Genomic DNA, 11837 nt, shown 5'->3' with positions numbered 1-11837 from the left:
AAGTGAGAAGATCACCCGAACCGGCGCCGTTGAAGGGATAGCGTTCCGGATCAGCGACTAAATCAGCACCCTGTTAGCGGTCTGCCCGCTAATCCGCCCACCACAACGATACTCCGGGCTTTCCGCTCTGAACAGCGGCTGGCTCTCGCAATCAAGTCGAATAGCGCCGTGAAAGCGTTCATCAAGATAAGCTTCGAGCACGCGCGAAAAGAACATTGGGAGCGTCCTTGGAATGCCATGACTACGTTTATTTAGTCGGCCCTTCCGGCGCTGCTTCACAATGGGAAAGCGAATTGTAGCACGATCAACGCCGTGGTGTTTCGGGGTTCTGACGTCTCCTATCTTGAGCTTCGCATTTGTGGCAGGTCGCTGTCCGAAAAGATTGAATATCATGACTGTAAGGTACTTTTCTGCACCAATCTCCCCGGCCTCATAGGCGTTCTGTAATTTATTCTCGAGCTCTGCCAACTCGCTATTTAGATAGGGCCCGGAATCCGGGTCGAGTGTTAGCACATCGATATAGGGGGAATCAGACTGAAACGACCGGTCTTTAATCGCATCCCACCCGCAAGGGGAGAGACCAACCCTATTCCAAATCTGGAACGTCTCAAGAAGAGGTTTTAGAGCTCGATCTGCACCCACGCCTGCTGCGATGAAATATGCTTCCAGAAGTTCACCTGTAATTTCCTTTAGGCGACTGGAATTTTGCGATTCCTTCTCATGATACATTAATACTCTGTTTGCCGCTTGTAATGACGCCCCGACGGTACTTGGCGCTACAGCCAGCAATAAGTCGGCGAGTCCCTCGCGGATCGATTGATCAAGTGACGGTTCGCAAACACGCGAGACCGTGTCCAAGATAAAACTATGGGTTTTTCCCTCGCCCGGAATCTTCCAACGTTGTGTGCGAATGTTGAAGGAGTATCCATCAATTGTCTGCCGCAAATCGCCCCGGGCTGGAGGGGAAAAGTTTGGCGCCGACCAATGCCCGTCGCGGCCTTCAACATTATTCATTGTCCCTTTTCTCCCTTCCACCCGCGCATCCAAGTTGGCCTCCAAGTTCATTCAATCTTCCTGGGCACTACCAAGGTATCGTATCTTCGCGAAGCGATCTTGCCGGTGACTCGCGCCGCAGCCATACCTTCTCCATGACTTCTGCAGCGTGTGCAGACCATTGATCGCCAACATAGTGCATGGGCATGTTTGATTGATCGCTCCAGCCATAAAGATACGTCGCGACTTTTCGCCATTGCTCTTGGGTCCATCCCTGTCTGGCCGCCTCTTCTGCGAGGTCGCGAACGCTTCCATGTCGCAAATCGTGAGGACTCAAGCGGGGAAGTTTGGCATGATCACAGGCTTGGTAGACCTGTTGTCGGGCTCCACGTTTCGTTAAAGGTCTTCCCGCGTAACGCGGATTTCGACTTAGGCTGACGAGTAAAAACTGAGTGTCGGTCCTGGTCGTCAGCTCAAAGTGCAAGTCGAGCCAGCGTTGCAGATCGTTCCAACTCCGTGTGTCGAACCGAAGGAGGCGATCATGGGTCTTAGCGTTTGGCTCATCTTTTCTGTTATCGTCGGGATCATTGTGGCGCCGAACGATCCTTATACCACGGCTCACCCAATCCAAATCTTCGTTCTTTATTTGAAGAACTTCACCTAAGCGCCCACCGTTCTTCGCGAGCAGGTCCAACAAAACACGATTTCTACGTGCGATTGCTTCGTTACTCCAAATCTCTGAAAACCCTGTAGATACGAGCCAGAGCTTAAATTTATTGAGAAGGACGGTCGGCGTCGAATCGATTCGCGACATTGAGGCCGCCTGTGCATCGCGCAGCAGTTCATCCGCGATTGATCCAAGCACGTATCTTTTCCTGGTTCGCCGGCCGCTTTTTGTAGGGGGCTTGAGGCGTTTTTTCCGCCTTTCGATCAGATCTTGGGGGGAGCCGGTCCTGTTGTGATAACGGTCACCCCACTGACCAAGAAACGCCAAGTAGTCATTCACGTAATGCAGTTTGATTACGTAAGTTCCTTGGTTGCATCGTTTCGCAACTTCCAGCCTCCTGTTTAGCTTTAGCGGGTTTGTCGCTACAATGTCGCGTAATTCTCCGGTCGTTAGATGAATGTAATATTTCAGGCTTTCGACCTGGTCCGTCGACAGGCATTCTCCATAGAACATCGATCGCTCAACATTGACATCTGCTAATCTCGCCCACAGCCTTAGCGCTATGATGGCATCCAGCGCTCGCTCCCGCGAGGCAGGCGTTAGCTTTTTTCTTCGGGCAACAGAATAGGCCAAGGCGTATTGGTCTATAGTTCCCGTTTCATCGGTGAGGTAAGGGGTGCGTTCGCCGTGTCGAGCCCCTTCCGCAGATATGTGAATTTTCTTGCGCAAAGCTTGTTTCATTCAGGAGACTTCAGTCCCAAGTTCTTGGATTCTAACTTTGGGCAACCCTGAATGCGGGCGAACCGAGTGGGGCCTTCCATGGCATCCCACAACTATGGCGTCGCCCGCTTCGAGGCTGTTTGCATGTCGCGGTAGATGAGCGCCGCCGACTGAAGTGGATTGAGCGTTTCTTGAACTGCTTTGCTTCCGAGAGTGACGCATGACCGGTTGCGAGTTGTTGTTAGGTTGCATCGCGCTACCCTCCGCTGTGATTCGTTATTGACAATAACGCATAAATATCTGGATGACCTAACAAAAACTTGCTACTCCCTTTGCATGGTACGCAAGCTGTCGCTGAGTGAGCTCGCTAAGATCGAGAACTGGATTGCCTTTGGCAAGGCGCTTACGCTCGCCCTCGACAACCCCGAGCGATACGGTTTCACCGAGGTAAGCCACCTGCTTGCACATGTGGCGAAGCTACGCGGCGTCGAAGAGGCGAGCCTCAGGAACCCCCTCGCGGCTGTAAAGTGGATGAAGGACAACGCTCCCAAAGCGCTCTCAGAAGAGAATGCGAAGATTCCCATGACTGGTGTCCTCACGCTTTCTCAGATCTCGAGTGTTTCGAGTCACTTGGCAGATGAACTCTCGCCCGCTTTTTTCTCAGGTAGGATGCCACGCAGGCAGTTAGAAATCGCTCTTAGGAGAGCGGAGGCCGAACAGGGACTTCGTGTCCCCGGACACGCCCGTATGAAGCAGGCGGTTGGGTTTGAGGAAGAAGTCTTTCGTTTTCTGAGAGATTCGCCCGCAAAGCTTGGACTCGGCCACAACGTAGAGGTCGTTCGAACCAAGAGAGATGCAGTCATCCCTTCGGATTTTACCGTTCTGCGCGACGCTGCCGTGGTAGCGCTCGTCGAATGCAAGTCCCATCGCAGAACACTTCATCGTCGGTATCTGGTGGAGACTCTGGCCATGGCAGCACTACGGGCATCAAACCGCGCGCACTCAATCATTGTTGTGCCCGCCTCTTGGGGACGCTCTATCCAGGAACTTGCTGATCTGTGCCGCGACCTAAGCATCTCCGGCGTAAGCATCGCAATTTTTCAGTTCATCGATGAGCGAGGCCCAGAGTTCTCCTTCATAGAGAATGGCAATAACGCCCATGGGCTTTTGAAGTGAATAGCTCGGTGTTCGTGATCGAAGAAGCAATTTCTTGAGGGCAGAGCCCGTGTGGTAAACTTGCCCGAGTATTTCGTTCGGCGGATGCATTACAACTTCCTGACTAAAGAATCGAAAGTGTCCCGATATCCTTATTGGGTTTAGCTGTTCCTGCCGGGAAGCTTTATTTGGTTGCATGTGCGTTTTGGGGACGCATCAATAACCATAAAGTTCTTTGGCTTCAGAGAATTTTATCGAAGTGCTGTGGTCGTCGACGGGATTGGATAGGCACCGATTTGGATCCTCAAATATTCCTTCTCCCTTTTGGGGTCGAGGCCTGATTGCTTATTTGTTTTGTCCGACAAACCTCTGTTCTCAACTCAACAGGAAACTCTGTCGTGGTGGTGCTATGTTCAACGTCTGCGACATGGCCTGCTTGGAACATCCTCACCCTGTATTGGCCACAGGGGTGTTAAGGCGCACGAGATTTTGGGGGAAGCTGCATCCGGGCTACGCCCGGCTTCCGCTTCCCCCAAAATCTCTGCCTGCACCTTGCATTCGAAAATGTACTGCGTCGAACGTCAGCCAGATGTTTTCCGCAGATTTTTCCTTTTTTACCATGGAGTTGAGTCGATAAAGTGCTCGAAATCTTTGTTACTTCCGGCAATTCTATCATTCTCGGAGCGAGAAGGCGGTGGTCGGTATCGTCGAGGTTATCGCCACAGCCCATCCCGACAGCAGCACCGACGATCCGCGCTGGGAATGTGTCGATATCAAGGCGCTGCGCCCCTTCGAAACCCCGGTAACGCTGGAACAAGTCAAGGCGGAGGAGGATCTGGCCGGAATGGCGCTTGTCAAGAACCCGCGTCTTTCGGTGCAGCCGGTCAGCGCGGCAGAATGGCGCAAGATCTGCGCATTGGGAAATACCCGACCGTAGTCAGCCGGAATATTTTGTCGCATACTCGTGCCAGACCTTAGAGCTGGAGGCGTGAATGGGCTTTTTCGCGGTGATTGTTGCGGCAGCGGCTGGTTTCGCCTTTGGCGCGCTTTGGTACATGACACTGGCACGGCCATGGATGGCCGCGGCCGACATCCGCATGGCGCCGGACGGCAAACCGGAGGGAAGCTCCCCCCTGCCCTATATCCTGTCCGCCATAGCGATGCTGCTGGTGGCCGGCATGATGCGGCATGTTTTCGTACTGTCGGGAATTTATACGCTCGGGGCCGGGCTGGTATCCGGGCTCGGCATCGGGCTCTTTTTCATCAGCCCCTGGATCATGATCAACAACGCCTATGGCGGCCGTCCCTTCACACTGACACTGATCGACAGCGGCTATGCGACCTTCGGCTGCGCGGTGATCGGGCTGGTGCTGACATTTTTCTGATGCGCCATCGCGACTGCAATCAGATAGGCCGCATGAAAAAAGGGCTCTGACCCCCCAGCCAGAACCCTTTCTCACCCCACGTGCTCCCTAGAACCACCACACGTGTTCGAAATCTGTTCTGACCATTCTGGCCGGTAAGTTGTGTTTACGGAAATAGCTGCCAAAAAGCAACTTTCGAGTGCTTCAAACGCCGGTCTTAATCGCAACGCCCGCTTAACCAAGCGGGCGCGTAAAACTTTGCTTTAACTAAATTACCTAGTCGTAAATGGCTTCTTTGCCGAAATGTTTTACCAGCAGGTAATATACGACGGCCCGGTATTTGTTCCGCTCCGAATGGCCATATGTGCGCAGCGCCTTCTGGATGCCGCCCATCAACTCGGGCGATTCCGTCAGCCCCAGTTTCTTGATCAGGAAGTTCTTCTTTACCGTTTCCAATTCGCTGGTCTGGCTTGAGGCGATGGTCTGGGCATCGGCATTATATATCGCGGGGCCGCAGCCTATCGTGACCTTGGTCAACAGATCCATATCCGGAGTGACCCCGCATTTGTTACGCAGATCCTCCGCGTATTTCTCGATCCATTCATCCCGCTTACCCATCGTCATTCTCCAAATCACAACCCGACCAGATCATTCTGATCTCGTGGCCAGCCTAATGGGCTTGAAAATTTTCGCAAAAGGATTTTTCTCGCTGTATTTATCTCGCCTAAAATTCCCGTTTCAATTGAATCCAACAAAAAAGGGCGCCCTGTGGCGCCCTCCTTGTAGCTTCGGTCTAACCTCAGGACGCTTCTTCGAGCGTCGCTTCAGGTTCCAGAGCTTCGAGCGTGTTCAGATCGGCCTCCGGCTGCGCTTCCAGCTCGGCTTTGGTCCAGGTACTGAGCTTCAGATCACCCTCGCCGGCACGGGAGATTTCCTCCAGCGGAACGGCAACGTCACGCTCGCCAAGGCCCAGGAATCCACCGACACCGACGATCGCGGCCAGTTTGTCGCCCTGGCGCACCACCTGCTGGATCTCGCCGATCTTCTCGTCATCAGCCGACATGACTTCAAGCCCGATCAGATCCGAAGCGATCATCCCGGAGAAGCTTTCGGCCATGGTGCTGTCGGTGCGTGTCACCTCGGTGTCGACTTCCGCCGCGGAATCGACCTCGGCAGTAGCTCCGGTTTCCGTGTCGTCGGACAAGCTGTCCTCCGCCATATCGGTAGCGTTGTCGACCTCATCCGCGGCATCGTCCATCGCTTCTGCAGTGGCATCGCCCGCATCCTCGAAAGTATTACCGGCGGCGTCCGCAGACTCGCTGAGATCGGTCTCAATGTCAGTATCCACATCGTCAGTATCCACATCGGCACCGGCTTCGGCGCTGATCGAGCTGTCAGGGTTCAGCGGCGTTGTATCCTCGACAGCGTCGTCGGCCGCGAAGGCGGTACCGGCGGTCAGGGCAAGGGCAGCAACAGTGGTTTTCAAAGTCGTATAGGTCATTTCATTCTCCTGTCTGCGGTTAAGCATCACGATAAGCAAACACGACAGACGGCGCTCTGTTCCACCGTTATGCCATGGGGAATTCAACTTCGGCGCGAACCCGCCAAGATTGGGCTGAAACCTGCCGAAACGCCCGTGCAGAGATGCTGAAAAAGCGAAACGCCGCCCGCGGTCCCGGGCGGCGTTTCAAAGATGTAGAGCCTAAACCCCAGGCAAACTGGCCTAGTAACGGTAATGCTCGGGCTTGAACGGTCCTTCCGGTGTTACGCCGATATAGGCTGCCTGTTCCGGGCTCAGCTGGGTCAGTTTCACGCCGATCCGGTCGAGATGCAGCCGCGCGACCTTTTCATCGAGATGTTTCGGCAGGATATAGACCTCGTTCTTGTATTCCTCGCCCTTGGTCCAGAGCTCGATCTGCGCCAGCACCTGGTTGGTGAAGCTTGCCGACATGACGAATGACGGATGTCCGGTTGCATTGCCGAGGTTCAGCAGACGGCCTTCGGACAAGAGGATCAGTCGATTGCCGTTCGGCATCTCGATCATGTCCACCTGTTCCTTGATATTGGTCCATTTGTGGTTCTTCAGCGCCGCGACCTGGATCTCGTTGTCAAAATGGCCGATGTTGCCAACAATCGCCATATCTTTCATCTGGCGCAAATGTTCGATGCGGATCACGTCCTTGTTGCCGGTCGTCGTGATGAAGATATCGGCAGTTTCCAGCACGTCCTCCAGCAATACCACCTCAAAACCGTCCATCGCCGCCTGCAAGGCACAGATCGGATCAACCTCGGTGACCTTGACCCGCGCACCGGCACCGCGCAGCGACGCGGCAGACCCCTTGCCGACATCGCCATAGCCCATGACCACAGCGACCTTACCGGCCATCATCGTGTCGGTGGCGCGGCGAATACCATCGACCAGCGACTCCTTGCAGCCGTATTTGTTGTCGAATTTCGATTTGGTGACGGAGTCATTCACGTTGATCGCCGGGAAAGGCAACTGACCCTGCTTCACAAGATCATAAAGCCGGTGCACGCCCGTCGTTGTCTCCTCGGAGACACCCTTGATCTGGTCGCGCATCTTGGTGAACCAGCCGGGGCTCTCCTTCATCCGCTTCTTGATCTGCGCAAAGATCGCCTCTTCTTCCTCGGATTTGGGAACCGAGATCAATGCGTCCTCGCCCGCTTCGACCCGTGCCCCCAGCAACACATATAACGTCGCGTCGCCGCCGTCGTCGAGGATCAGGTTGGGACCATCTTCGAACTGGAAGGACCGGTCAAGATAATCCCAGTGCTCGACCAACGACTGTCCCTTGATCGCGAAGACCGGCGTGCCGCCCGCGGCAATCGCGGCAGCGGCGTGGTCCTGGGTAGAAAAGATATTGCAGGATGCCCAGCGGACATCCGCGCCCAGCGCGACCAATGTTTCGATCAGCACCGCAGTCTGGATCGTCATATGCAGCGAACCTACGATACGCGAGCCCTTGAGCGGTTTGCTTTCGCCGTATTCCGCGCGCAGGGCCATTAGCCCCGGCATTTCGGTTTCCGCGATGTCTAGTTCCTTGCGCCCGTAATCGGCCAGTCCGATGTCTTTGATGATATAATCATTGGCCATGAAAATGGTCCCCATATTGTACTGCGTTGCCGATTGGATTAGCAGGAAGCCCGGCTCGCAACAATGCGGGGATTTAACGGGTCAGCGGTTGGAAACCTGTTCCAGCGACGCCAGCTGGTCAGCCTGTCGGCCGCCACCGTACCAGTCCTCGCCGGTCTCCATTACACAGGAACGGCCATCGACCATGAAACGCACCAGTGACCATGTATCCCCTTCCGGCGAGACCCAGACCTGGGTATCCGCCTCCTGATGCCCGGGCAGCGGGCGTTCACCGTACCAATCGGTCAGAGAGGCTCTCATCTCCTCCGCGCGCATACAGACGTCCTGCGCCGAGGCAACGGTTGCGCTGAACCCCAGAATTGCGGCAAGTGTGAGAGCGGAAAATACGGATTTCATGATCATCTCCTTCGGGGGATGAACCTTGGACGCAAAGGAAAGTTCCTTGCAATCAGTCAGATGCGGGAAGGCTCAGTGATGGCGCAACAGGTCCGGGCTTGGCAGCGGATGCTCTCGGGACGCAGGCTCGACCTGCTCGACCCGACGCCGGTGGATATCGAAATCGAGGATATCGCCCATGGTCTCGCCTTCGTCGCCCGGTGGAATGGCCAGACCCGAGGCGATTTCGCCTATACCGTCGCGGAGCATTCGCTGCTGGTCGAGACGCTCTATGGCCGGATCAATCCGCGAGCCCCGGCCAAATGGCGGCTGGCCGCGTTGCTGCACGACGCTCCGGAATATGTGATCGGCGACATGATCTCACCGGTGAAGGCGGCTGTCGGACCGAATTACGGGGCGCTAGATGACCGGTTGAGCGTCGCGATTCACCGCCGCTTCGGCCTGCCCGCGACCTTGCCGGTCAGCGTGAAGCGACAGATCAAGCGGGCCGACAGGGTCAGCGCCTGGATGGAAGCCACGCAGATCGCCGGGTTTTCGGAAGCGGAAGCGAGTCGCTTCTTCGGTCGCCCTTCCCCCGCGCTATTCGAAGATCTCAGTATCATGCTGCGCCCCCCGGTCGAGGTGCGCCGCGATTTCACCGCACGCGTCGAATCTCTGCTGGGCAATTTCGGCTGAGTTCAGCGCGGGCTGCGTTTCGCCAAGATGCGCTGCAGGGTGCGGCGATGCATGTTGAGCCGTCGCGCGGTTTCGCTGACATTGCGATCGCAAAGCTCATAGACCCTCTGGATATGCTCCCAGCGCACCCGGTCCGCGCTCATCGGATTTTCCGGCGGCGGCGGCAGGTCGCCGCCATTGGCCAGCAGCGCGTTGATGATGTCATCGGCATCGGCGGGCTTGGAAAGATAATCGGTCGCGCCATGCTTGACTGCTGCCACCGCCGTCGCGATGGCGCCATAGCCAGTCAGCACCACTACCCGCGCATCGCTGCGCTTCTCGCGAAGTACCTCCACCACGTCCAGCCCATTCCCATCCTCGAGCCGCAGGTCGACCACCGCATAGGCCGGCGGGCGCGCGGTGGCGATCGCCCGGCCGCCCGCGACGGTTCCGGCGGTCTCGACCTCGAAACCGCGCCGCGCCATGGCCTTCTCGAGCCGTCGCAGAAACGGCTCGTCATCATCGACCAGCAGAAGCGACCTGTCCGGCCCAAGATCGGGGTTTTCGATGGATGTCATGTCGGCACTCTCGAATAGGAAACCGCGGCAGGCGCGCAAGGGTCAGTATGGGTCGCCGCCCGGTCCCCGTCAAATCTCACATCTCGTCGATGAAACAGCCAACCCGGTCCGCCATCTGCTCGGGTGTCGTCTCGCGCCGGAAGTATTCGACAAAACCATCCTCGGGCAGCACCAGATAGCTGAAGGTCGAATGATCGACGAGATATTCATCGCTGCCGTCCTCATGAGCCTTGTAATAGGTCCGGTAGGCGCTGCTTGCCTGTTTCACCTGTTCGGGCGACCCGGTCAGCCCGATCATCCGCGGATGCATGTTGGCGGCGAAGTCGCCCACCACTTCCGGCGTATCGCGCGCCGGATCGATGGAGATGAACACCGGCGTGACGCTCTGCCCGCGCGCTTCTAGAATATCGACCGCGGCGGCATTGCGATCCACATCGAGCGGGCAGATGTCGGGGCAATAGGTATAGCCGAAATAGATCAGCGTCGGCTCGGTGATCACCTGTGCATCGGTCACGGTCTCCCCGGCACTGTTGACCAGTTCGAAGGGTCCGCCCAGATCCGCGCCCCCGGCCACCGCACTGCCGCGACACTGCGCGAATTTCTCGCCCTCGGGCTGGAAATAGGGCAGCGCCAGCATCGCCAGCAGGAACACCCCCGCCGCTGCCGCTGCAATCAGTGCAAATCTACGGTTCATCATCATTCTCCTGCGCCAAAAGGCGCTCTTGATCGCGCTTTCGCGCAGACCTACGCTAACGGCTTCGGGGTGCAAGAGGGAATGGCACAAGAGCGTGAACATGACGCAGGCACATATCCGCCCGCTCGAAGGACAGCGGCGCGCTAACTGGATCCGCCTGCGCACGATGATCCTGCTGCGCTGGGTGGCGATCATCGGGCAGATGACCGCAATCACTGTCGCGCAGGTCTTCTACGGACTGCAGCTCGAGATCGGCCTGTGCTACCTCGCCATCGGCGCCTCGATCATCGCCAACCTGATCACGTCCTTCGTCTTTCCGGAAAACAAGCGCCTGCCGGAGACCGCCAACCTTCTGATGGTGCTCTTCGACCTGTTGCAACTCGCCTCCCTGCTGTTCCTCACCGGCGGGCTGCACAACCCTTTCGCCCTGCTCCTGCTTGGTCCGGTGACGATCTCCGCCGCCGCGCTCAGCCTGCGCTCGACCCTGATCCTCTGTGGCAGCGCCATCGTCCTCGTGACCCTGCTCGCGGAGCTGCACCTGCCGCTCCGCCTGCAATCCGGCATGACGCTGGAAATCCCCCAGCTCTTCGTGTTCGGGCATTGGCTGGCGCTGGTGATCGCGGTGATTTTTACCTCCGCCTATTCGCGCCGCGTCACCACCGAAATCCACTCAATGGCCGATGCTCTGGCCGCCACCCAGATGGCGCTGGCCCGCGAACAGAAACTCACCGATCTCGGCGGCGTGGTGGCGGCGGCGGCGCATGAACTCGGCACGCCGCTCGCCACGATCAAGCTCGCTTCGTCGGAATTGCTGCATGAGCTTCAGGACCGCCCCGAGCTCGCCGAGGACGCGGCGCTGATCCGCGAGCAGGCGGACCGCTGTCGTGACATCCTGCGCGACATGGGTCGTGCGGGAAAGGACGATTTGCACCTGCATCAGGCACCATTTCGCGCCCTCATCGACGAAGCCGCCGAACCGCATCTCGAACGCGGCAAGGAGGTTCATATCCTCGCCCTGCCAGACGAGGGCGCCGATCCCGAGCAGCCAGCAATCCTGCGCAAGCCGGAGATTATCCACGGTCTGCGCAACCTGGTGCAGAACGCGGTTGATTTCGCACATGCGGAAGTCTGGATCGAGGCGCATTGGACGCAGGACGAAATCAGCATCCGCATCATCGATGACGGGCCAGGCTTTCCCCCGCAGGTTCTCGGGCGCATCGGCGATCCCTTCATGCGCCGCCGCCGGGCCGAACGTCCGCAGGATCCGCGGCCCGGTTACGAGGGCATGGGACTCGGCCTGTTCATCGCCAAGACTCTGCTCGAACGCAGCGGCGCCGAGCTGCGCTTTGCCAACGGCACCGGTGATCCCGAGATCGAAGTACACAGCACGGGCGCCATCGTCGAGGTGATCTGGCCACGCCGAAAGATCGACGCGAGAACCGGCGATTCCCCGGTTCAGCTTGGCCGCAACACGCGTCTGACTGCCTGACTCACAGGGCCC

At 57.4% G+C, this 11837-nt stretch carries 12 protein-coding genes and 1 pseudogene; 5 read left to right on the top strand and 8 right to left on the bottom strand.

What is annotated here, in order from left to right:
* Window positions 1-57: 57 nt before the first annotated feature.
* A complete protein-coding gene (locus tag ACFSUD_RS17045) occupies window positions 58-1065 on the bottom strand; it encodes a hypothetical protein (RefSeq protein WP_386375710.1) in 1008 nt (335 codons plus the stop codon).
* A 16-nt stretch (window positions 1066-1081) separates the two neighbouring features.
* Window positions 1082-2401 carry a tyrosine-type recombinase/integrase gene (locus ACFSUD_RS17040; protein WP_386375709.1) on the bottom strand — a complete coding sequence of 440 codons (1320 nt, stop codon included), beginning with the start codon at window positions 2399-2401 and terminating at the stop codon, window positions 1082-1084.
* A 315-nt stretch (window positions 2402-2716) separates the two neighbouring features.
* On the opposite strand from ACFSUD_RS17040, the gene ACFSUD_RS17035 reads away from it, so the two are divergent.
* From ACFSUD_RS17035 to ACFSUD_RS17025, 3 genes and pseudogenes are all read left to right on the top strand, one after another.
* Window positions 2717-3556, top strand: a complete 840-nt coding sequence (locus tag ACFSUD_RS17035; RefSeq protein ID WP_386375708.1) for a hypothetical protein — start codon at window positions 2717-2719, stop codon at window positions 3554-3556.
* A 646-nt stretch (window positions 3557-4202) separates the two neighbouring features.
* Window positions 4203-4472, top strand: a pseudogene (locus tag ACFSUD_RS17030) (EVE domain-containing protein); the annotation flags it as partial.
* A gap of 55 nt (window positions 4473-4527) precedes the next feature.
* Window positions 4528-4920, top strand: a complete 393-nt coding sequence (locus ACFSUD_RS17025; RefSeq protein ID WP_386375707.1) for a DUF1761 domain-containing protein — start codon at window positions 4528-4530, stop codon at window positions 4918-4920.
* 255 nt (window positions 4921-5175) lie between these two features.
* Here ACFSUD_RS17025 and ACFSUD_RS17020 read toward each other — a convergent pair whose 3' ends face one another.
* The 4 genes from ACFSUD_RS17020 to ACFSUD_RS17005 all read right to left on the bottom strand — a co-directional run bounded on the left by ACFSUD_RS17020 (window position 5176) and on the right by ACFSUD_RS17005 (window position 8410).
* Complete coding sequence (locus tag ACFSUD_RS17020) at window positions 5176-5517, bottom strand: DUF2853 family protein (RefSeq protein ID WP_386375706.1); 342 nt, start codon at window positions 5515-5517, stop codon at window positions 5176-5178.
* Between the two features lie 181 nt (window positions 5518-5698).
* On the bottom strand, window positions 5699-6400 hold the full coding sequence (locus ACFSUD_RS17015; protein WP_386375705.1) for a PRC-barrel domain-containing protein: 702 nt from the start codon (window positions 6398-6400) through the stop codon (window positions 5699-5701).
* A gap of 222 nt (window positions 6401-6622) precedes the next feature.
* Window positions 6623-8014 carry an adenosylhomocysteinase gene (gene ahcY / locus ACFSUD_RS17010; RefSeq protein ID WP_386375704.1) on the bottom strand — a complete coding sequence of 464 codons (1392 nt, stop codon included), beginning with the start codon at window positions 8012-8014 and terminating at the stop codon, window positions 6623-6625.
* Between the two features lie 81 nt (window positions 8015-8095).
* Entirely contained in the window at window positions 8096-8410 is a 315-nt protein-coding gene (locus tag ACFSUD_RS17005) for an S-adenosyl-L-homocysteine hydrolase (protein ID WP_386375703.1), read from the bottom strand.
* Window positions 8411-8488: 78 nt separating this feature from the next.
* On the opposite strand from ACFSUD_RS17005, the gene ACFSUD_RS17000 reads away from it, so the two are divergent.
* Window positions 8489-9085 carry an HD domain-containing protein gene (locus ACFSUD_RS17000; protein ID WP_386375702.1) on the top strand — a complete coding sequence of 199 codons (597 nt, stop codon included), beginning with the start codon at window positions 8489-8491 and terminating at the stop codon, window positions 9083-9085.
* A 2-nt stretch (window positions 9086-9087) separates the two neighbouring features.
* Here ACFSUD_RS17000 and ACFSUD_RS16995 read toward each other — a convergent pair whose 3' ends face one another.
* Together ACFSUD_RS16995 and ACFSUD_RS16990 are read right to left on the bottom strand one after the other, a co-directional pair.
* Window positions 9088-9642 carry an ActR/PrrA/RegA family redox response regulator transcription factor gene (locus tag ACFSUD_RS16995; protein ID WP_386375701.1) on the bottom strand — a complete coding sequence of 185 codons (555 nt, stop codon included), beginning with the start codon at window positions 9640-9642 and terminating at the stop codon, window positions 9088-9090.
* Between the two features lie 76 nt (window positions 9643-9718).
* Complete coding sequence (locus ACFSUD_RS16990) at window positions 9719-10336, bottom strand: SCO family protein (RefSeq protein ID WP_386375700.1); 618 nt, start codon at window positions 10334-10336, stop codon at window positions 9719-9721.
* 100 nt (window positions 10337-10436) lie between these two features.
* Here ACFSUD_RS16990 and regB point away from each other — a divergent pair, with 100 nt between their 5' ends.
* Window positions 10437-11825: a sensor histidine kinase RegB gene (regB, locus tag ACFSUD_RS16985; RefSeq protein WP_386375699.1), complete on the top strand. Its 1389-nt coding sequence runs from the start codon at window positions 10437-10439 to the stop codon at window positions 11823-11825.
* Window positions 11826-11837 lie beyond the last annotated feature (12 nt).

The organism is Sulfitobacter aestuarii (assembly GCF_042685005.1).
Taxonomy (GTDB): Bacteria; Pseudomonadota; Alphaproteobacteria; order Rhodobacterales; family Rhodobacteraceae; genus Sulfitobacter; species Sulfitobacter aestuarii.
The sequence above is the reverse complement of the archived record's forward strand: the minus strand, read 5'-3'. Positions and strand labels throughout refer to the sequence as shown.

Excerpts from the sequence above, each read along its gene's own strand:
- ACFSUD_RS17005 (WP_386375703.1), bottom strand. The coding sequence starts at position 8,410 with ATGAAATCCGTATTTTCCGCTCTCACACTTGCCGCAATTCTGGGGTTC.
- ACFSUD_RS17040 (WP_386375709.1), bottom strand. The coding sequence starts at position 2,401 with ATGAAACAAGCTTTGCGCAAGAAAATTCACATATCTGCGGAAGGGGCT.
- ACFSUD_RS16995 (WP_386375701.1), bottom strand. The coding sequence starts at position 9,642 with ATGACATCCATCGAAAACCCCGATCTTGGGCCGGACAGGTCGCTTCTG.
- ACFSUD_RS17025 (WP_386375707.1), top strand. The coding sequence starts at position 4,528 with ATGGGCTTTTTCGCGGTGATTGTTGCGGCAGCGGCTGGTTTCGCCTTT.
- ACFSUD_RS17020 (WP_386375706.1), bottom strand. The coding sequence starts at position 5,517 with ATGGGTAAGCGGGATGAATGGATCGAGAAATACGCGGAGGATCTGCGT.
- regB (WP_386375699.1), top strand. The coding sequence starts at position 10,437 with ATGACGCAGGCACATATCCGCCCGCTCGAAGGACAGCGGCGCGCTAAC.
- ACFSUD_RS17035 (WP_386375708.1), top strand. The coding sequence starts at position 2,717 with ATGGTACGCAAGCTGTCGCTGAGTGAGCTCGCTAAGATCGAGAACTGG.
- ACFSUD_RS16990 (WP_386375700.1), bottom strand. The coding sequence starts at position 10,336 with ATGAACCGTAGATTTGCACTGATTGCAGCGGCAGCGGCGGGGGTGTTC.
- ACFSUD_RS17015 (WP_386375705.1), bottom strand. The coding sequence starts at position 6,400 with ATGACCTATACGACTTTGAAAACCACTGTTGCTGCCCTTGCCCTGACC.
- ahcY (WP_386375704.1), bottom strand. The coding sequence starts at position 8,014 with ATGGCCAATGATTATATCATCAAAGACATCGGACTGGCCGATTACGGG.
- ACFSUD_RS17000 (WP_386375702.1), top strand. The coding sequence starts at position 8,489 with ATGGCGCAACAGGTCCGGGCTTGGCAGCGGATGCTCTCGGGACGCAGG.
- ACFSUD_RS17045 (WP_386375710.1), bottom strand. The coding sequence starts at position 1,065 with ATGAACTTGGAGGCCAACTTGGATGCGCGGGTGGAAGGGAGAAAAGGG.